15 protein-coding genes are annotated in these 19115 nt (G+C 57.6%); 4 read left to right on the top strand and 11 right to left on the bottom strand.

Going from position 1 to position 19115, the window contains the following annotated elements; translation table 11 throughout:
• Positions 1–10 precede the first annotated feature (10 nt).
• The 9 genes from AC3CHX_RS22030 to AC3CHX_RS21990 all read right to left on the bottom strand — a co-directional run bounded on the left by AC3CHX_RS22030 (position 11) and on the right by AC3CHX_RS21990 (position 10147).
• A complete protein-coding gene (locus tag AC3CHX_RS22030) occupies positions 11–1495 on the bottom strand; it encodes a DegQ family serine endoprotease (protein ID WP_488630118.1) in 1485 nt (494 codons plus the stop codon).
• A gap of 1008 nt (positions 1496–2503) precedes the next feature.
• Complete coding sequence (locus AC3CHX_RS22025; RefSeq protein WP_488630117.1) at positions 2504–2980, bottom strand: c-type cytochrome; 477 nt, start codon at positions 2978–2980, stop codon at positions 2504–2506.
• Positions 2981–3042: 62 nt separating this feature from the next.
• Positions 3043–3933, bottom strand: coding sequence for a dienelactone hydrolase family protein (locus AC3CHX_RS22020; protein ID WP_488630116.1), 891 nt, complete (start codon positions 3931–3933; stop codon positions 3043–3045).
• Positions 3934–3981: 48 nt separating this feature from the next.
• Positions 3982–4584, bottom strand: a complete 603-nt coding sequence (locus AC3CHX_RS22015; protein WP_488630115.1) for a peroxiredoxin — start codon at positions 4582–4584, stop codon at positions 3982–3984.
• A 56-nt stretch (positions 4585–4640) separates the two neighbouring features.
• Positions 4641–5375: a c-type cytochrome gene (locus tag AC3CHX_RS22010; RefSeq protein ID WP_488630114.1), complete on the bottom strand. Its 735-nt coding sequence runs from the start codon at positions 5373–5375 to the stop codon at positions 4641–4643.
• Between the two features lie 5 nt (positions 5376–5380).
• Positions 5381–5761 (bottom strand): hypothetical protein, encoded by a 381-nt coding sequence (locus tag AC3CHX_RS22005; protein ID WP_488630113.1) that lies wholly within the window; start codon positions 5759–5761, stop codon positions 5381–5383.
• A 74-nt stretch (positions 5762–5835) separates the two neighbouring features.
• On the bottom strand, positions 5836–6264 hold the full coding sequence (locus tag AC3CHX_RS22000) for a CHRD domain-containing protein (RefSeq protein ID WP_488630112.1): 429 nt from the start codon (positions 6262–6264) through the stop codon (positions 5836–5838).
• An 81-nt stretch (positions 6265–6345) separates the two neighbouring features.
• The gene (locus AC3CHX_RS21995; protein ID WP_488630111.1) at positions 6346–7791 is read right to left on the bottom strand and encodes a DUF1501 domain-containing protein; all 1446 of its coding nucleotides are present in this window, start codon (positions 7789–7791) and stop codon (positions 6346–6348) included.
• A 31-nt stretch (positions 7792–7822) separates the two neighbouring features.
• Positions 7823–10147 carry a DUF1549 and DUF1553 domain-containing protein gene (locus tag AC3CHX_RS21990; protein ID WP_488630110.1) on the bottom strand — a complete coding sequence of 775 codons (2325 nt, stop codon included), beginning with the start codon at positions 10145–10147 and terminating at the stop codon, positions 7823–7825.
• Positions 10148–10779: 632 nt separating this feature from the next.
• On the opposite strand from AC3CHX_RS21990, the gene AC3CHX_RS21985 reads away from it, so the two are divergent.
• The 3 genes from AC3CHX_RS21985 to AC3CHX_RS21975 are packed head-to-tail and all read left to right on the top strand — an operon-like array spanning position 10780 to position 14231.
• Positions 10780–11247, top strand: a complete 468-nt coding sequence (locus AC3CHX_RS21985) for a rhodanese-like domain-containing protein (RefSeq protein WP_488630109.1) — start codon at positions 10780–10782, stop codon at positions 11245–11247.
• A 43-nt stretch (positions 11248–11290) separates the two neighbouring features.
• A complete protein-coding gene (locus tag AC3CHX_RS21980; protein WP_488630108.1) occupies positions 11291–12049 on the top strand; it encodes a cytochrome b/b6 domain-containing protein in 759 nt (252 codons plus the stop codon).
• A 13-nt stretch (positions 12050–12062) separates the two neighbouring features.
• A complete protein-coding gene (locus AC3CHX_RS21975) occupies positions 12063–14231 on the top strand; it encodes a protein-disulfide reductase DsbD family protein (RefSeq protein ID WP_488630107.1) in 2169 nt (722 codons plus the stop codon).
• A 915-nt stretch (positions 14232–15146) separates the two neighbouring features.
• Here AC3CHX_RS21975 and AC3CHX_RS21970 read toward each other — a convergent pair.
• Together AC3CHX_RS21970 and AC3CHX_RS21965 are read right to left on the bottom strand one after the other, a co-directional pair.
• On the bottom strand, positions 15147–15431 hold the full coding sequence (locus AC3CHX_RS21970; RefSeq protein WP_488630106.1) for a BrnA antitoxin family protein: 285 nt from the start codon (positions 15429–15431) through the stop codon (positions 15147–15149).
• The gene (locus AC3CHX_RS21965) at positions 15391–15648 is read right to left on the bottom strand and encodes a BrnT family toxin (RefSeq protein WP_488630105.1); all 258 of its coding nucleotides are present in this window, start codon (positions 15646–15648) and stop codon (positions 15391–15393) included. Before AC3CHX_RS21965 ends, AC3CHX_RS21970 begins: the two co-directional genes overlap by 41 nt.
• A gap of 396 nt (positions 15649–16044) precedes the next feature.
• Between AC3CHX_RS21965 and AC3CHX_RS21960 the strand changes: the two genes are divergently transcribed.
• Positions 16045–18873 carry a TonB-dependent receptor gene (locus AC3CHX_RS21960; RefSeq protein ID WP_488630104.1) on the top strand — a complete coding sequence of 943 codons (2829 nt, stop codon included), beginning with the start codon at positions 16045–16047 and terminating at the stop codon, positions 18871–18873.
• The last annotated feature ends 242 nt before the right edge of the window (positions 18874–19115 follow it).

Genomic DNA, 19115 nt, shown 5'->3' with positions numbered 1-19115 from the left:
TCGACGCTGGTCACTTGGCCCTGGGGCGTAGCGCAACAAACTGCGAATTTTCGCCACGACGAACCAATAAGACCACTGGTTTTTTTGTATCGCTTTTTGCCGCCAGTACGGACAACTGCGCGGCGTCTTTAACGTCTGTGTTGTTGACCGTTAAAATAATATCCCCCGCGAGCAGTCCGGAGCGTGCAGAGACGCCATCAACGCTTTCAATCACTACACCGGAGGAAATCCGAAGTTCCTTTTTTTGCGCATCGGTGAGGTCGTATGCAGCGATGCCGAATGCATTTTCTTTTTGAACCGGCTCCTCTTTTTTAACGGCATTGCCGGCAATTTTTTCTGGCTCCATTTCTGCCAGGGTAACGGCGATTTCCCGAACTACCCCTTTTCGCCAAACGCTTAGATTGACCTTGGTCCCCGGTTTGGTGGATGCCGCAAGGCGTCTCAGGTCGGCGCTCTTGTCGACTACGACGCCATTGAACTTGAGAATGATGTCCCCGCCAACCAGACCGGCCTTGTCGGCAGGGCTGTCCTTTTCAACGCGGCCAACCAGGCCTCCCTTGGTTGCCGGCAATCCCAGCGATTCGGCAATATCTTTGCTGACGTCGCCAAGATACACACCAAGACGCCCGCGTGTCACATGGCCGGTGGCCTTCAATTGATCGGCGATCGCCATTGCCTCATCAATCGGGACCGCAAACGATATGCCCATGAAGCCGCCTGACTTGCTATAAATCTGTGAGTTGATACCGACCACCTCGCCACGCATATTGATCAGCGGTCCGCCGGAGTTGCCGGGATTCACCGCCACGTCGGTCTGAATCAAGGGCAGGAAATCGCCGGTGTCTCGTGCCTTCGCCGAAATGATTCCTGAAGTGACCGTATTGTCCAGGTCGAATGGCGAACCGATCGCGATAACCCATTCACCTACCCTGGCTTTGGCCGATTGGCCTATGGTGACGGCAGGGAGGCCCTTGCCGTCGATTTTCAGCACTGCGACATCGACTCGCGCATCGAGGCCAATGACCTTTGCCTTGAATTCGCGGCCATCCGTCAGCTTCACATAGACTTCCGCTGCATCGGCCACCACATGCGCATTCGTGATCACGTAACCGTCTTGCGAAACGATGAAGCCCGATCCGACGCCACGCGGGACTTCTTCCTCCGCAGCGTCAGGATCTTTTTTGCCTTTCGGAGCGGGGGCAGGTTTTTGACGTGGAACCGGCGCACCGAAAAACCGGCGGAAAAATTCTTGCATCTGCTCATCTTGCGCGTCATTTTCAGACTGAGCGGTTAGCGCGGTGGTGCGAATATTGACGACTGCCGGACCGACTTTTTCCACTAAATTGGCAAAATCAGGCAAGGCCACTGGCGTGAATGACGCGGCCAACGCATGCGGGTTGGCATCGAATATCGTAGGCGCAACAATACCGGCGCATGCGCTCATCAGTAGAGTGGATAGAAGTGTTTTGACGGGAAGAAAAGCAGCTTTGCTCATGATTTCATCTCTTTTGCTTAGTTAGTCGCAAAGCAGTACAGCAAACCCGCGACATGAAAGGCAACGGCTTGGTCCACGAAATGGATGAAAAAACCGGCGGGTTGGCGCAAATCGCGCCGAAGAAACATAAGTTGTTCATATTTGATATCGCCTAAAAAGTCGTTGAAGATCAGTAGCTTGTCATGTGTTTCTTAAGAGTTCGGTCGTCGCGTATCTAAAACGGTAGCTACTCCGTGGAAGCTAGTCGGGGGTGGCCCGACAGCCAGTCACTTTTCTTGCTTCGCCGGAAGCAGTTCGGTCGTCGCGTATCTAATACGGTTGCTACTCCGTGGAAGCAAGCCGGGGGCGGCCCGGCAGCCGCTCACTTTCTTTGCTTCGCCAAAGAAAGTAAGCAAAGAAAGGCGACGCAAAGCCGTTGCCCGCCGTTGGCGGGTTCCCAAATGGGGCGGCTGTCAGTCGGGTGGGGAAACAAACTCGCTGCGCTCAGACAAGTTTCCCCACAATTCCCGACTGACAGCCGCCCCATTTGGCAACGTCTCAATGCGGAATTCAAAAGCAACGTCAAAAGCCACAGCCTCTGCAGTGAATCGGGGACTGTGTTTGTAGGCAGCGCAGCGTGCCGAATTACTGCGCCCCGCTTAACCCACCACGAAGCGCCGAGGGGTTGCTGTTGCTGTTGACGTTGCTTTTGATCTTCCGCATTGAGACGCTGCCAAATGAGACGACTGGCATTCGGATAAAGAGGGGAAACTTGTCTGAGCGCAGCGAGTTTGTTTCCCCTCCCGAATGCCAGTCGGCTCATTTGGGGCCCCGACCGAAGGGAGGGCAGTGGCTTTGCGGTCGCCTTCTTTTGGTTACTTTTCTTGGCGAAGCAAGAAAAGTGACTGGCTGCCGGGCCACCCCCGGCTTGTATCCACGGAGTAGCAACTGTTTCAATTAACGACGACCGAACCAAATCCCCCAAATCCCACCGAAAAAACATAAGTTGCCTATTCGAGGACAAATGGTTTAATCCTTGCTCTTGAAATCGTCATGGCAAGCCTTGCAGGTACGCGTGAGCTTTCCGTACTGCTCCTTGACCGCAGCGGCATCGCCGTTGGCGGCGATCGTCGCGAGCGCAGTGGCTTCCTTGCCGAAGTTGGCGCCGAGTTCGGCGAAATGCTTGGGATCCTTGAACAGTTCCGCTTTGGCCGAGGTCTCATGCCAGCCCTTGCCTTGCTCGGTGCCCGGCGCGAACAGCGCGCCCAGGCCGGAGTTGGCGACGGCGGCGATGGTGTTGGCGGCCTTGATCACCTCATCCTTGTTGTACTGACCGTCAAGCGCGGCTTTGATGCGGCCGGAATTCCAGGCCACCACCTGGAAGCTGGACTGGCGCACTTTGATCAGTGCTTCCGGCTTTGCGGCCTGCTGGGCCAGGACGCCGGAGGAGGCGAGGATGGCAACCGCCAGGGCGGGAGCAAGGATGGTTTTGAAACGCTTGTTCATCGGCTTTCCTTAGGTTGATTGAGACCTTGCGCAATGCAAGGCCCGGGATGGCAAATAGCGGCTCAGGCGCGCAGGTTCTTGTTGAAAAAATCGACAGTGCGCTGCCAGGCCAGTTTCGCTGACGCTTCGTCGAAACGCGGCGTGGTGTCGTTGTTGAAACCGTGTTCCGCGCCCGGGTAGATGTAGCCCGTGTGCCTGATGCCCGCTGTCTTCAATGCCTCGTCGTACTTCGGCCAGGCTGCCAGCAGACGTTCATCTTTTCCAGCGTGGTGAATCAGCAAGGAGGCTTTGATCTTCGCCACCTCGTCCAATGGCGGGTTGGCGCCGTAGAAGGGTACCGCCGCGGCCAGATCGGGTAGCCGGGTGGCGAGGTAATTGGCGATTCCTCCGCCATAGCAAAAGCCTACTACCCCCAATTTACCGTTGCTGTCAGGCAGATCCTTCAACACATAGGCGGCGACCACAAAATCCTCACGGGTCTTGGCCTGGTCGAGCTTAGGGAAGAGTTCCCTGGCCTGGTCCTCATTACCGGGATAGCCGCCCAGCGGGAACAGGGCATCCGGCGCGAAGGCGATGAAATTATCGAGCGCCAGACGGCGGGCGATGTCTTCGATGTGCGGGTTGAGACCGCGATTCTCATGGACTACCAGCACCGTGGGCAGCTTGCCTTTGACCACCGCAGGTTGCGCGAGATAGCCCCTCAGCTTGCCATAGCCTTCGGGCGATGGGTGCTCCACGTAACGCGTCTTGATGCGCGGGTCATTGGCGGGTACCTGCTGTGCTTCGGCGAAGCGCGGGCTGAGTGCATCGAGCAACCCTTCGGCAGTGACGACACCGACGGCAAACTTGCCGGCGGATTGCAGAAAGCCGCGCCGGGTCAGCTGGCCGTGCACATACTTGTCGAAAAGTTTCAGGACTTCAGGATGGAAATCCTTGGCGGTTTTGCGCGTCATGGGGAAAATCTCCTCTCGTTGGGGGTGGTTACTGTTTCAGCGGACGACTTATTTGGCCCGGTCGGCAAAGCCGGGAGTCAGGGCCGCGAGCTTTTGGACTGTTTCCAGCGCCTTTTCAACATTCTCGACCGGTGTCAGGCCACCCAGGGTGGCGGCGATTTTGCCGTCGGGCGTGACAATGTATGTCGTGCGCTCGGCAAACCCGTGATCGATTTCGACGCCGCGCGTATCTTTCCTGCCTGCTGCCGCCTCCTTCACTGACAGATCGAAGGACCTGGCGATCTTGCCGCCGACATCCGAGGCGACCGCAATTTTTCCGGCGCAATAGGCCGGGTCGGCCGAGAAGTCGTTGAGCCGGGCGATGCTGTCGAGGGAAACGCCGATAATCGACGCGCCCGCGGCAGCGAATTTTTCATAGTTGACCGCGAAGGTGTGCGCTTGGGCATTGCAGCCGCCGGTGTAGGCCGACGGATAGAAATACACAACCACCGGGCCCTTCTTCAGCGTGTCTTTCAGGGAAAAGGTAAATGCCTTGCCGGCGAGCGAGGCTTGTGCCTTGAAGTCGGGCGCCGTTTCGCCATCTTTCAGGGCGGCGATGGCGGGCAGGGTGATTGCGCTCGACAAGAGGCAGGTGAGTAGAAAACGTTTCATGCGCGTACTCCTAAATGGGTGGTTTGTTTTATCTTGCATATGTGCTGCGAGTTCCGCTAAAGCCCGGAAATATAATTCGCTAACGCCTGGACTTCGGCATCGGTCAGTGATTTGGTAGTGATGTTCATCACACCGCCGGCATCGTTGTGGCGCTCACCGTTCCTCCAATCAAGGAGCTGCTTCTCCAGGTAGAGCCGCCCCTGTCCACCGATGACCGGATAGCTGGCGTTTCCGGAAGATATGCCCTTGCCGCCTTTACCGTGGCAACTGATGCAGGGCAGAATATTTCTGGCCGCATCGCCGTTGACAAACAGTTGTTTTCCAACCGGGTTATCTCCCGTGCCGTCACCTTGCATTTTCTTTTGGCCGGCGAAATAAGCGGCGATATCCGCCAGATCGGCATCGTCTACGCTCTTTGCGATCATCGACATAAAGTCGTGCCGGCGCCCGCCGCTTCGAAAATCCCTGACCTGTTTGACGATGTATTCAGGATATTGCCCGGCGAGTTTGGCAAACTTGCCCTCCGGGCCGTTGCTGAAGCCCTGGCCTTGTCCTTGTCCATCGCTGTTGTGGCACTCCAGGCATCGCCCATCCTCCGATTTGAATTTGCCCGCAGCCGCATCTCCCTTGATGATTGGTGGTAAAACCGCCTTCTTGTTATCGATCGCTGTCTTGGCCGAGGCGGCAAGGACGGGAAGCGTGATCGGACTCGACATGAGGAAAGCAAGAAAACACGCCTTTGACGATGTAAAAAACGCGCTACGGAAATCGAACCGAAACAAACCAGCCATCAGGTTTATTCCTTCTTGTAGAACGTGTGGCAGGTTCTGCACGTCCGCGCAAGGTTGGTGGCCGAATCGGTGGCCGCATCAAAATTGTTTTGTGCAACGGAATCGACAATCGCTATCGTTAAATCCTTGCTTTTTTTCGCAAGATCCACGGCATCTTTGGCGTCGCCTTTCTGAACAAAGAAAGTTTCGACCTGTGCGAACATCTCCGTAAGCTCTTTGGCGTCGGCGGTGGCGGCTTTGGCATTCTTGATAGCGACGTTGGAAGCCAGGCTTTTATTGGTGTCTTCTATTGATTGCATCAAATCGGTACTTAAGCCGGTTTCGGCAGAGTTGGCGCCGGCTGTCAGTACCAAAAAAAAGCCAAAGAAAATGAAAAGTTTGCGCATATACATGTGATTCTTTGCAGGGTTAAACGGGGCAGCGCTGCCGCCCCATTTTTTCCGATAGCGGAATGTTGCGCTTATGGCTTTAGCTGTCCGCGGATCTCTCCACCCTTGTTCTCGGCGCTGTGGACATTGATGTACAGGTTGCCGGCCTGGTAGCTCGCATACTGCTCCTCCGTCAGCGTCGAGCCGGCCGGGACGGACCATACATCATCGGATGCTTTCGCCAGAGCGATGACCGGCGGACCCTTCTGGCCGGCTGCGGCCAGATGAATGTGCGCTGCCGTGCCGGCGATGCCTTTGGTGGTGACGCTGCCGCTGACGGTCCGGTCTGCGCCCACCGTGATCGTGCCATTGCCGCTGGCCGATGTCGTCACGGCCGGCGTTTCCTCCGCGCCGCTCAAGCGCACTTTCGTTTCGGTGGCAGTCGCGAGTCCCGCGCTCAATACGAGGAGAGTGGCGATCGCGAGATGGGATGCACGTGTCTTCAAAAATATTGATTTCATTGGATTGTTTCCCTTAAGGCGTAAGTAAAAAAACAGGGTGCTTGAATAAAGCCCGGAAGGCGCACCTTCCGGACTGTTCCACTAGGCGAGAATCTCCTTGATGACCTTGCCGTAGACCACTGTCGGACGCTCCGAGCGGCCATTGTTCAGGAAGGTGGTTTTCAGGTGATCCAGGCCTAGCAGCTGGAGCACGGTCGCGTGGATATCGTAGGTATCCACCGCCGTGTCTTTGTCAGCGACTTGCAGGCCGATATCATCGGTCGCGCCGTAGGTGAAGCCGGCCTTGAGGCCGCCACCCGCCATCCATTGCGTGTAGCCCCAGGGATTGTGGTCGCGTCCATTGCCGCTCTGGCCGTAGGAGGTACGGGAGAATTCCGAGGTCCACACCACCAGGGTCGAGTCCAGCAGTCCGCGCGACTTCAGGTCGGCCAGCAGGCCGGCGATCGGCTTGTCAACCATTTTGGCGTTCACACCGTGGTTCTTTTCGAGATCGCTGTGGGCATCCCAACTGGTGATTTCGGTCTGGCCGTCGGGGGCGCCGGAGACGACTTGAATAAAGCGCACACCGCGCTCTACCAGACGGCGGGCGCGCAGCAACGTTGTACCGTAACCTGCGCTGGTCTCGTCGTTGAGGCCGTACAGTTCCTTGGTGGCATCGGTTTCCTTGGAGAGGTCAACCGCTTCCGGTGCAGCGACCTGCATGCGGTCCGCCAGTTCGTAGGACCGGACCCGCGCCTTGAGTTCCGTGTCCGACGGATAGCGCCCGGCACCCTGTGCATTGAGGCGCTTCAACAGATCCAGCGACGCGCGCTGCTGCGTCGCCGCCGTCAATTCCGGACGGTCCAGGTAAAGGATCGGGGAAGGGCCCGGACGGAAGGCGGTGCCCTGGTACACCGCCGGCAGGAAGCCGGAGTTCCAGTTCACCGAACCGGCGCTCGGTTCGGTCTTGCCGTTATACAGCACGATGTAGGGCGGCAGATCCTGGTTGGCTGAACCCAGCGCATAGCTCACCCACGCGCCGAGCGATGGACGCCCGGGGTTCAGGTCGCCGGTGTTCAGCTTGAGGATCGAAATATCGTGGGTGGCGCCGATGGTCACGCTGGACTTGATGAAGGTGATCTTGTCGGCATGCTGCGCAATATTCGGGACCAGGTCGGAGAACCAGGCCCCGCTCTCTCCGTACTGTTTCCAGGTGCGCTTCGATGCGAACAGCTTGCCGACGCCGCCCTGGGTACTGGTTTTGATTCCCTTGAGGAAAGATGCCGGCACATCCTGGCCAGCCAGTCTGACCAGCTCGGGCTTGTAATCGAACAGGTCCAGTGTGCTGGGTGCGCCGTTCATGTGCAGCCAGATGACCGATTTGACTTTTGCCGGGAAATTCGGCTGCTTGGGTGCCAGCGGGTCAATCAGGTCGGCCGCACGTGCAGCCGAGAAGAAACCCACTCCGGGGATCAGGCCGGAGAGTGCCGCACCGCCCAGGCCCAATCCTGACTTGACCAAAAAATCTCGACGCGATTTAGTACTCATGATTCTGTTTCCTTTTCTCAAATGTTGTTAGTTAGAAGCGGTAAGCAAAATCGTTTGAATTGGCGACCGTGTGTACCAGGTCGACAAAAGCCGCAGCCCGTACCGGATTGACCTGCGATGTATCTTTCAAACCGGTTGGCACCGCAACCGCGAACTTGCCGGTCGATACGTTTTGTTGAATCACCTTTTCCTCGCTGTTCAGGAACGCCTTCAGTGCGACTTTCTCGGCCTTGTTTGGCTCGCGAGAAAACAACACCTCGTAGAGCTTGTTGAGTTGCGCCGTTTCGTCTTTACCGGCTTCGCGAATGACTCTGCCGGCCAGCGCCTGCGACCAGCTGAACACGACATCGCTGTTGAAGAGCGTGAGCGCCTGCAGCGGAGTGGTGGTCACGTCGCGTTTGTGGTGCGGGTGCGACGGGTCGGCCGGATCGAAGGTTTGCGTCAGCGGGTAGGGAACGCTGCGCCGGACGAAGGTATAGATGCTGCGCCGGTTAAAGTCGTGCGGATCCTTCGACACTTGCCACAGATTGCCGGCGCCCAGATTCGACGGCACCGGCGGGAACACGGCTGGGCCGCCGACCTTGTCTTCGATCTGGCCGGAGGCATACAGCAGCGAGTCGCGAATTTCTTCGGCTTCCAGGCGCTTGCGCGGGAATACCGCCAACAGCTTGTTGTCCGGATCCGCTTTCAGCACATCCGCACGTTCCTCCGACGCCTGGCGATAGACGCTCGACAGCAGGATCTGGCGGTGCAGTTTCTTGACGCTCCAGCCGTCCTTGACAAAACTGTCGGCCAGATAGTCCAGCAGTTCCGGATGGGTCGGCTTTTGTCCGGCCCGTCCAAAATCGGCTACCGTGCTGACGATGCCGGTTGCGAAGTATTGACTCCATACACGGTTCGCGAAAACCCGTGCCGTCAGAGGGTTGCCCGGGCTGGTAATCCAGTTTGCCAAGGCGGTACGCCGCCCGGATGAGGTGGCGGTCGGCACGATCTTGACCTTCTGGTCGCCGGCCCAAAGCGCCGGGATCCCCGGCTGCACTTCGTCCAGAGGACGTTCGTGGACGCCGCCAAAACGGACCTGGGTCGGCGGCGAATCGGCATGCCCCAGTTCGGTCGCGGCAGTGATCGTGTTCGAACCTTTTTCGGGCTTGAGCTTGTCGAACTTCTTCAGTTCGGCAGTCAGCTTTTGATACTCCTTATACTTCGGGACATTGTCCGGCTGGTAATCGGCACTGTCCTTGTCTTCTGCCGTCAGCTTCAGGTAGCCGGCGATATCGGCGTCGGAGGTGACGGTCTTGAGGCGGAAATTGACCCAGCGATCCAGCGCATTCCACTCGCTCTCCGGCTTGAAAATGGATTCCCTGCTGTCCGTCAGGTAGCGTTCTTTGTGGTATTTCATACCCGCCTCCCTGACAGTGTCGAGAATCGCCTTTTGCTTGGCCCGGATGTCCTTGGTGGCGTCGCGGTAGCCGGCCTGCTGCTTTTGGTATTCAAGATCCCACGCTGACTCCGTTCCCTTCGCCAGCGGCGCTTTTTCGTCGACGCTGGTATTGGCAAAGAAGGCCTGGAGCTGGAAATACTCGTTCTGGCTGACCTTGTCAGCCTTGTGGTTGTGGCATCTGGCGCAACCGATCGTGGCGGCCAGAAAGGTCTCGCCGACGAGATCTGTCATGTCGGTCGCGATCTGATATTTTCTTTGAACCAGGTCGCGCGAATTGCTGTTATCGGGATAGCCCGCCAAAAAGCCGGTAGCGATCTTCGCCTCCTGGCTGTCCGGCCATAATTCATCGCCTGCCAGTTGCTCCTGGACGAAACGGTTGAAGGGCTTATCCTGATTGAACGCGTTGATCACGTAATCGCGGTAGCGCCAATTGTTCGGGCGCGTCTGATCGCCCTGGAAGCCGGCGCTGTCCGCGTAGCGGGCCAGGTCGAGCCAGCGGCGCGCTTGCCGTTCGCCGAAATGAGGCGAGGACAGCAGGCGGTCGACCACCTTTTCATACGCATCCGCCGAACGATCGCTCTCGAAGGCCTTGACTTCCTCCGGCGTGGGAAGAATACCCCAGGCGTCCAGCGTGGCGCGGCGCAGATAGGTGCCGCGGTCGGCATCGGGCGAGGGTTTCAGTCCCTTGGCTTCCAGCTTCGCCAGGATGAAGGCGTCAATCGGTGTGCGCACCCATTTTTTCTGTTTGACCGACGGTTCGGCAGGGCGTTGCACCGGCTGATATGCCCAAGACTTGGCCGGCGCGGACGGTGCCGCTTTAGCCTGGCCGGCGACCGGTTTTGCATCTTCTGCTACAGCGGAGACCGTCACCGAAAAGGTCATCAAAACGGCGAGATACAATGCCTTCTTATTCATCGTCTTACCCCCGAAACATAAAAAGTCTTCTTCACTGGTTTCCTCCAAAAATAACAAAACGCGTTCACCCCAACGCGGCATGGCGGGCCATTCTCTATGTGCATGACATAGCAAATGTCCGATTCAAGTTGCATGGGTCAACAGGACGACAAAGCTGATATTCCGACTTGTTAGCAACTATCGCGCCAGCGTCAACACGCGCATCAAAATGCGCGAATGCAAACTTCAACCTATTGATTAAAAGCGTTATTTTTTTATTGCGCGAGACGATGGGCTTGCTGCGTCGCGCGGCAGGCAGCGTGGCCCCGGCGCGATCTGTTGATTTGGTAGCAGCTTGCAGTCAGAAGTGTTTCTAACGCTACAGATGCGAAACAATGCGCACCCGCAAGCCAGCACTTCATCCGGTTGTTGGCGGCGCAACAGTTCAGGAGCGTCGCCTGGTGATACTTCAACATTGTCGTTTGATTTTCAGCAGCAAATCGCGCCGGAGAAAACCTGGCGTACTGGGCCGGCGGCCAGTCAGTTTCGATTGGCACGATGGTTGCTCATACCGGAGTTCATGCATTGCGCCGGCCTGCCGGTGTCTTTGTATTTCCTGGAATCGCATACATCAAAACGAAAGAAAGCTAGCTATGAAAAATCTGAAAAGTCTGTTGGTAGTCGTGTTTGGTCTGGCAACCTCAATGGCGTTTGCCCAACAGGGCGCAACTGCAGCTGGCGCCGGCGCGCCCGCGGCGGATGTCTGGACGCACAAGACGAAAAGACTTACCAGCGCTGAAATCGATGCCTTGCTGGCCAAGCCCGAGAAATTGCTCGTCATCGACGTGCGGCGTCCCGATGAGCTGACGGCGAAGGGCAGTTTCCCGGTCTACCTGAACATCCAGAACAAGGATCTCGTCAACAGACTGGCCTACATTCCAAAGGATCGCGCCATTATTACCGTGTCCAATCACGCCCATCGCGCCGGCGACGCAGGTGACTTGCTGGCCGGCAAAGGCTTCAAGGTAGCCGGTGCGGCGGGCTCGGAAGACTATGAAGCGCAAGGCGGCAAGGAAATCATCAAAGTCAGCGCGCCGGCGCCAAAGACGGCCGCTAAATAATCAGCCTGTCTGCGATCACCGTCTTAGTCAGAAGGAACAAGTCATGCAATCCGAATTGCTCATTGAGAGAGCCAGCGAACAAAGTGCGGCAAGTTCGCATGCACGCCCGGCGTTAATCCGCATCCGCCTGTGGGATCTTCCACTCCGCATTTTTCACTGGTCGCTGGTCGTAGCTGTGCTGACCGCCGTCGTGACGGGTGAGATCGGCGGCAGCTGGATGGGTGTGCACGGCAAGGCAGGCCTCGCAATTATCGGTCTGGTGGCTTTCCGTCTGGCCTGGGGCGTGATCGGCTCGACCCATGCGCGTTTCCTGCATTTCGCGCCTTCGCCGGCGCGGATTCAGGCTTACCTCAAGGGCCAGTGGCAGGGTGTCGGCCACAATCCCCTGGGGGCGCTTTCTGTTTTTGCGCTGCTCGGCCTGCTGGCGCTGCAGGCCGGCACCGGCGTGTTTTCGAATGACGATATCGACTTTACCGGACCGCTGTTTACGCTGGTGGATAAAGCGCTGTCCAACCGCCTGACCGGATACCATCAACTGCTCGCCAATGTGTTGCTGGGTCTGATGGCGCTGCATATCGTAGCGATTGTTTTTTATGTCCGCTTCAAGAAAGATAACCTGGTCAAACCGATGGTGACCGGCTGGAAGGACGTCCCGTCCGGCAAATCCGCAGCCAAGGGCGGCGTGGTGGCGTTGATTGCATCGATACTCATCGCACTGGCCGTGGTGTATGTCGCCAGCGGCGCCAGCATCCGCAAGGAGCTTCCTGCTCCCCATCCTGCCAGCGCCGCGCCGGCCTGGTGACCAAGTACCTTATATGGATTTAAAGTTGATTTCGAGCCGGGGCGCCTGCGGCACCCTGGCTGCCCTGTGTTTATCCCTGCCTGGTCCTGCTGCGCATGCGCAGCAGGACCAGGCGGCCACCGAACAAGTGCGGGCGCAGCTCATTGCTTCGGTCGACGCGGTACATCCCGGCGAGCAAATTTTGCTGGGGCTGCAGCAACGCATTGCACCTCACTGGCATACTTACTGGATCAACCCCGGCGATTCCGGAATGCGGACCAGGATTGCGTGGGATCTCCCGCAAGGCGCCAGTGCGGGTGATATCCAGTGGCCCGTGCCGAGTCGCTTCTCGGTGGGATCCGTCACCAATTACGGGTATGAAAACGCAGTCACGCTGCTGTCGCCGGTTACCGTACCCAAGGACGCCAAGGCCGGCGACACGTTTCCGGTCAGGGCCAGGGTCAACTGGCTGGTCTGCCAGGACCTCTGCATCCCGCAGCAGGTCGCATTGCGCCTGGTATTGCCGATTGTCGCCGGCGGCAGGGCAGCAGGGCACGCCAATCCGCTGATCGACAAGGCCCTTGCCGCCTTGCCGCTGGCGAGCCCATGGCCCGTGCATGCCCAGTCGGCAAAGAACGGATTGTCGTTAAGGATTGCGGATGCCGAACTGCAATCGACGCATGTCACGGATGTCTGGTTCTACGCTGACCAGCCTGGAAAAATTTCTTATGGCGCGCCCCAGCCGCGCCAGATCGATGGCGATGCCGTCGTGCTCCGGCTTCAACCCGGAGAGACGCCGGCGGTGCCCGGCGAGCGTCTGACCGGCGTGCTTGCGGTGACGGAACATACCCCTGATGGCGCCGTAGCACGCGGCTATATCGTCGATACCGCGCTGGACACTGCTGCGGTCGGCAACGCCGCTACCGTGGCGGCCAATGCGCCGGACCTGGGACTTGCGTCCGCGCTACTGCTGGCTTTGCTGGGCGGGCTGATCCTGAACCTGATGCCCTGCGTGTTTCCAGTGCTCTCCATCAAGGCGCTGTCCTTGCTCAATCATGCGCATCAAACGCGGCTTCAGGCCCGTTTGCATGGGCTGGTGTATACCTTGGGCGTGCTCGCCAGTTTTGCGCTGTTGGGCGCGGTTCTGATCGTGCTGAAGGCGGGTGGCGCACAGATAGGCTGGGGCTTTCAGTTCCAGTCGCCGCCGTTTGTGCTGGCGGCGGCTTATCTGATGTTCGCCGTCGGCCTCAGCTTGTCCGGCGTATTTTCAGTCGGCGGCTCGGTCGCAGGAATCGGCTCTCAGCTGGCCGCACGTTCCGGATATTCGGGCAGTTTTTTTACCGGCGTGCTGGCCACCATCGTTGCCACGCCCTGTACCGCGCCGTTCATGGGTGGTGCTCTCGGCTACGCGCTGACGCAACCGCCGGCTGAACTGATGGCGGTGTTCCTGAGCCTGGGCTTCGGGCTGGCTTTGCCTTATCTGCTCCTGAGCAACTGGCCGCTGTTGCAGCGTTGCCTGCCCCGGCCCGGTCGCTGGATGGAGCGGGTCAAGGAAGTTCTGGCATTTCCGATGTATGCCGCTGCCGTCTGGCTGGTCTGGGTGCTGGCACAACAGGCCGGGTCCAACGCGATTGCGATTGCGCTGGGCGGCATGGTAGTCATCGCTTTTGCAGCCTGGCTGTTTGAGACTACGCGTAACGGCAGCACGCTGGCCAGCCGCAGCGGCGCCGGTGTCGCCGTTCTGGCCGTGGCGGGGGCGCTGGCGGGCGGTTATCTCGGGGTCAAGGCTGACTCCGCAGGCACCACCCGGATGACGGATGCGGCATCTGCAGAAAAAATCTCGCTGCCTTATACGGCAGAACGCCTGCAGGCTTTGCGTACCAGAGGCGAGCCGGTATTCGTGAACCTGACCGCCGCATGGTGCATTACCTGCCTGGTGAACGAACGGGTTGCCCTGAGCAAAAGTTCCGTGGTCAAGGCATTCAGGAAAGCGGGTATCACCTATCTGAAAGGCGACTGGACCAATCAGGATCAACAGATCACCCGGCAACTTGCCGAGTTCGGGCGCAGCGGCGTGCCCCTGTATGTGTTCTATCCCCATGGCGTCGATGCCAGTCCGGTCGTGTTGCCGCAGTTGCTGACGCCGGAAATTGTTCTGGCCGTAGTGAATTCTTCGCCATCTTCGCGGCGGGTTAATCCTTGATGAGTGGGCTGGGATTGCATCCCGGCGAAGTACTCGGTTGGAAGCAGCAAATCGCGCGGAAGAAACATTCATTTTCTCCATGCGATTATTCGTTATGAGATCGCTTAAACTTTTTTTCTAAGCGCCTTTCGGCCGTCGTTAATTGAAACGGTAGCTACTCCGTGGAAACAAGCCGGGGGCGGCCCGGCAGCCGCTCACTTTCTTTGCTGCGCCAAAGAAAGTAAGCAAAGAAAGACGACGCAAAGCCACTGCCCTCCCGTTGGGAGGGTCCCCAAATGAGCCAACTGTCATTCGGGAGGGAAAACAAACTCGCTGCGCTCAGACAAGTTTCCCCTCTTATCCGAATGCCAGTCGTCTCATTTGGCAGCGTCTCAATGCGGAAGATCAACAGCAACATCAACAGCAACAGCAACCCCTCGGCGCTCCGTGGTGGGTTAAGTGGGGTGCAGTACTTCGGCACGCTGCGCTGCTTGCAAACACAATCCCTGATTCACCGCAGAGGCTGTGGCTTTTGACGTTGCTTTTGAATTCCGCATTGAGACGTTGCCAAATGGGGCGGCTGTCAGTCGGGAATTGTGGGGAAACTTGTCTGAGCGCAGCGAGTTTGTTTCCCCACCCGACTGGCAGACGACCCATTTGGGAACCTGACCGAAGGGAAGGCAACGGCTTTGCGGTCGCCTTCTTTTGGTTACTTTTCTTGGCGAAGCAAGAAAAGTGACTGGCTGTCGGGCCACCCCCGACTAGCTTCCACGGAGTAGCACCCGTATTAGATACGCGACGACCGAACTGCTTCCGGCGAAGCAAGAAAAGTGACTGGCTGTCGGGCCACCCCCGACTAGCTTCCACGGAGTAGCTACCGTTTTAGATACGCGACGACCGAACTGCTCTTTAACGACTTTTCGTGTAACGGCTGGCTTAATGTGATACCAGCTCTTCCGGCGAATGCTCTTTGAGCCAGTCGGCAAGCGCCGCATCCATGCGCGTTTGCCAGCCTTTGCCAGTGGCACGAAATCGATCGACAGTAGCCGGAGTCATTCGGATCGTCACGCGCTCTTTGGTAATTTCGGCCACTGGACGGCCACGACGCACGAGTTTCTCGCCTTGATAGAGGTCAGCTTCTTGAAGAAATGTTTCATCAAGTTCCGGTACGTCATCAGGATCAACCCAGGGTTTTTTCAAAGATTGCTTTTTCGCGGTCATTTGCTTTCCTCATCGAAATGATGCGGCGACCTTCGCCGCGTGGTGTCCATGCGATTACAATCATTCGGTTATTCAGATAACCAACTGTCTGGAATCGCGGCTCATTGTAGTCTTGGCGCAATGTTCTACCGGAAAAGACAGTGCCACAGTCAGCGAAATCAAGGCCGCGCTCCTTGAGCGTTTTGTTGCGCTTTACTGTGTCGAATGTGATCTCCATTCGATTTATTGTACGCACGATTAATAATATGATCAAGTGCTGGAAGCTGGGATTGCATCCCAGTATCTACAGGGCTGACGCAGGAAATCGTTTTGCCCGCAGTAGATGCCTTTCCGTCCTTGCATCCCCGTCCGTAGCGGCCACGCTGTTGGTTCTGCAGCACATCGGCAAAAAAGATAATTTTTAAAAGTTGCGTTCTCAACAGCTGTCACCGCTCTGGACTGCGCGCTATCGCAGTTCGTTGCGCTCTCCGTTTTCTTGCCTGTTCCGCTCTGACGCAGGGCCCGGCGGCGACTCCTGATTGGCGTGAGCGTGTCATTCGCCTCTCTATTTTCAGGTGGTATGCAATTTGCGTTGGACAAGGGTTTTATACCGCACCTTTAGGAGAGTTTTGCAATGACCATCAAGCCAGCACCTGCGCGCCAGAATACAAGCCAGCGACTTCGATACGGGAAGGCGCCGTTCCGCCTGCACCCAATAGCCTCAGTCATCGCCGGCATGGCCATGGTCGCTTCAGGTTCATTACATGCAGCCGAACCGACCATCGCCGAGTTGCAGGCCGAAATCGCGCAACTCAAGCAGGTCATCGCGACACAAAATGCCGCCAGCGCCGCAACCGATGGCGCGCAGGCAAAGACCGGCGACGCCGGCACCAAGGACACTACCCAGAAGGCAGCTTCCGAGCTGGAAGAACCGCAAGCACTAGGCGCGGTGACCGTGAAGGGCCGCAAACGCGCAGCCCTTGAAGTCCTGAAGGACGTACCGGCGTCGGTTTCGGTAGTCACCGGCTCGGAGCTCGCCCGGCTGGGGGCGACCGACGTCTCTGCAATTACCAAGCGTGCCGCGAATGTTGTGTGGAATCAGGGCAATCAACGCAGCAGCAGTCTTTCGATTCGCGGCATTGGCAAAATAGGCACGACCGAAGCGCAAGATCCCAGCGTTGGCACTATCGTCGATGGCGTAAGTTTTGCCTACAACGCGCTAACGTCCAGCTACGACTTCACCGACGTGGATACAGTGCAGGTCGCGCGCGGCCCGCAAGGTAGCCTGGGTGGGAAGAACGCGAGTCTGGGCGTGGTCAACATCACCACCAATCGTCCCTCTTTCACACCGAGCGCCGACTACTCCCTCACCTTCGGTCAAAGGAGTACCGTGATCGGCACCCTGGCAGCGGGCGGCCCGGTCGTCGACGACCTGCTTGCGTGGCGTGGCGTATTCACCGCGGACAAGGGCTACGGGGACATGACCAACCTGTACAACCACGACCAGACCTTCACGAACACCGACCGCGTCTCGGGACGCGTCCAGTTCCTGCTGACGCCGACCCGGGATTTCAGCGCCCGCGTTGCTGTCGATGTCCAACCGAATGCCGGCGAGACTGCAAATAGCCGGACGATTTACACGCAAACGCCTTCTGTCTTTTCGAACGGTAGCGTCAATAACCTAGGCACCGACGCTTCCACACGGCTGGCCCGGAGTTGGTTCACACGGGACGGGAATTACAGCTATCTTGCCAATTACCTCAATGGATCGGGTCAGAACGCCGTCGATTACAACGTCGGACTTCCGCAAGTCACCGGCAGCCGCGGCGCCTCTGCGGAGTTGAACTGGAATCTCGGGAGCCATACGCTTACCTCGATTTCCGCGTACAGGACTTATCATTTCAATGCGGTTAACGACGAAGGCACGCCGTTCGACATCAACCCCAATTCCGGCGGTTTCTTTATCAATTACAAGCAGCTTAGCCAGGAGCTGCGGCTGACTTCGGAACCGGGGGGCATCGTCGATTATCAGACCGGCTTGTACTTCATGAAGAACAGCAACGACGCCAATTACCAAAAGGTATGGGGAAGCGATGCCGGTGCATGGTTCGCCAGTACTGCGCAATACAACAGGTTGAATGCGAACGCTGCCGGGCAATCGCTGATGCTGAATTCACTGGATCGATTGTCGATGTTGTACAACTCGCCGGCGGGCGTGCAAAACATCAGGAATAGTAGCGACGCAATCTTCGGACAGGCCAACTGGCATTTATCGGAGAAGCTGACGCTGACTACCGGCGCCCGTCTCACGCATGAGGACAGGGAAAACAGCGGCAGCAGTTCCATCACGGATAACGGTTATGGCGCTGCGCTGAATCCTGTGTCGGTGAATGGCGTGCAGTTGGGCGGCTTCGCCTCGAACAATGCCGGCTTGCTGGTCGCCGGCAATTCTGCGGCGCAATTGCGCCTTGCCGATACGGTGGCGCACCAGTACTTCGGGACCGGGATTACCGGCGTGCCCGGCGCCGCCTACAACAGCCTCACTGCTGCGCAGCGACAGCAGGTCGCAGATGCCAAGTCGATTCGCGCAGCCCAAGTCGGTGTATTGTTCAATACAGCCAGCTCCCAACCGTATAGCGCCAACCTGCCTACGTTCAACCTCAGTCCGTCGTATAAAATCAACGACAATCTGACCACTTACGTGTCATTCCAATATGGCGAGAAAGCAGGCATTTCGCAATTCACCAACGGCGTGTCGAATCCCGTCAAATCAGAAAAGACCATGGCCTACGAAGTGGGCTTCAAATCCGCGCTGTTCGACAAAACGCTGATCCTGAACGCCGATCTGTTCCTGATGAACATCTCGAACTATCAGCAGGCCGTCAGGGTGCTCGATGTGTATACCACCGGCCTCAACAATGACGGCACCAACTATTACACTACGGCCACCGGCAATGTGCCGAAGGTGCAGGCAAAGGGGCTGGAAGTCGACGGGACTTACTCCGGCATCAGAAACACCACAATCCGCTTTGCCGGTGCGTATAACGACGCGCGCTACAAGCGCTTTTCCAACTCGGCGCAGCCTTTGGAGAACGGCTACGCCGGTGCGGCACCCTACCAGGATGTTTCGGGTCAGACGCTGCCGGGCGCCGCGAAGATTACGTTTAATATCGGTGTCGACTACCGGGTGCCTGTGTTGGACGACAAGGTGTTCCATACCAGCTTTAATACCGCCTTCACGAGCAGGTATAACTCCGACGTCTCGCTTTCGCAATACGCCTGGATTCCTGCCAATAGCATCACCGACTTTGCCATCGGACTCGGTAACCACAAGCAATCCTATGACTTGAGCCTTTTGGTGAAGAACCTGTTCGCCAATAAAACACCGTTACTCCAGACCTGGAATAGCTATACGCCAGCCAATCCGCGCTGGTTTGGTGTCATGTTGACCGGAAAGCTGTAACACCCTACGAAAGCGGACTCGGGGAACGCCCGGGTCCGTCATCCAAAGTCAACGCTTCAGTTTCCCGGCGCTTGCCACGGTTTTATCCCTGTTCCATATCCAACATGCACGCGCTAGCGCTCTGGTGATTTTGCAGCAGATTATTGAAGGGTTTTCGGGTTTGCGTTGATGGGCTGACTTTGCTATCGGCGCTTTTCCCTAGGTAAACCAGCTGGAGAAACAACAGGCACGCTTTCTGCTAC

The sequence above is a fragment of the Glaciimonas sp. OK215 genome (assembly GCF_057787885.1).
The sequence above is the reverse complement of the archived record's forward strand: the minus strand, read 5'-3'. Positions and strand labels throughout refer to the sequence as shown.

Coding starts and splice junctions, on each gene's coding strand:
- AC3CHX_RS21985 (WP_488630109.1), top strand. CDS start 10,780: ATGAAAAATCTGAAAAGTCTGTTGGTAGTCGTGTTTGGTCTGGCAACC.
- AC3CHX_RS21990 (WP_488630110.1), bottom strand. CDS start 10,147: ATGAATAAGAAGGCATTGTATCTCGCCGTTTTGATGACCTTTTCGGTG.
- AC3CHX_RS21960 (WP_488630104.1), top strand. CDS start 16,045: ATGACCATCAAGCCAGCACCTGCGCGCCAGAATACAAGCCAGCGACTT.
- AC3CHX_RS22010 (WP_488630114.1), bottom strand. CDS start 5,375: ATGGCTGGTTTGTTTCGGTTCGATTTCCGTAGCGCGTTTTTTACATCG.
- AC3CHX_RS21995 (WP_488630111.1), bottom strand. CDS start 7,791: ATGAGTACTAAATCGCGTCGAGATTTTTTGGTCAAGTCAGGATTGGGC.
- AC3CHX_RS21980 (WP_488630108.1), top strand. CDS start 11,291: ATGCAATCCGAATTGCTCATTGAGAGAGCCAGCGAACAAAGTGCGGCA.
- AC3CHX_RS22020 (WP_488630116.1), bottom strand. CDS start 3,933: ATGACGCGCAAAACCGCCAAGGATTTCCATCCTGAAGTCCTGAAACTT.
- AC3CHX_RS22005 (WP_488630113.1), bottom strand. CDS start 5,761: ATGCGCAAACTTTTCATTTTCTTTGGCTTTTTTTTGGTACTGACAGCC.
- AC3CHX_RS22015 (WP_488630115.1), bottom strand. CDS start 4,584: ATGAAACGTTTTCTACTCACCTGCCTCTTGTCGAGCGCAATCACCCTG.
- AC3CHX_RS22030 (WP_488630118.1), bottom strand. CDS start 1,495: ATGAGCAAAGCTGCTTTTCTTCCCGTCAAAACACTTCTATCCACTCTA.
- AC3CHX_RS22025 (WP_488630117.1), bottom strand. CDS start 2,980: ATGAACAAGCGTTTCAAAACCATCCTTGCTCCCGCCCTGGCGGTTGCC.
- AC3CHX_RS21975 (WP_488630107.1), top strand. CDS start 12,063: ATGGATTTAAAGTTGATTTCGAGCCGGGGCGCCTGCGGCACCCTGGCT.
- AC3CHX_RS21965 (WP_488630105.1), bottom strand. CDS start 15,648: ATGGAGATCACATTCGACACAGTAAAGCGCAACAAAACGCTCAAGGAG.
- AC3CHX_RS21970 (WP_488630106.1), bottom strand. CDS start 15,431: ATGACCGCGAAAAAGCAATCTTTGAAAAAACCCTGGGTTGATCCTGAT.
- AC3CHX_RS22000 (WP_488630112.1), bottom strand. CDS start 6,264: ATGAAATCAATATTTTTGAAGACACGTGCATCCCATCTCGCGATCGCC.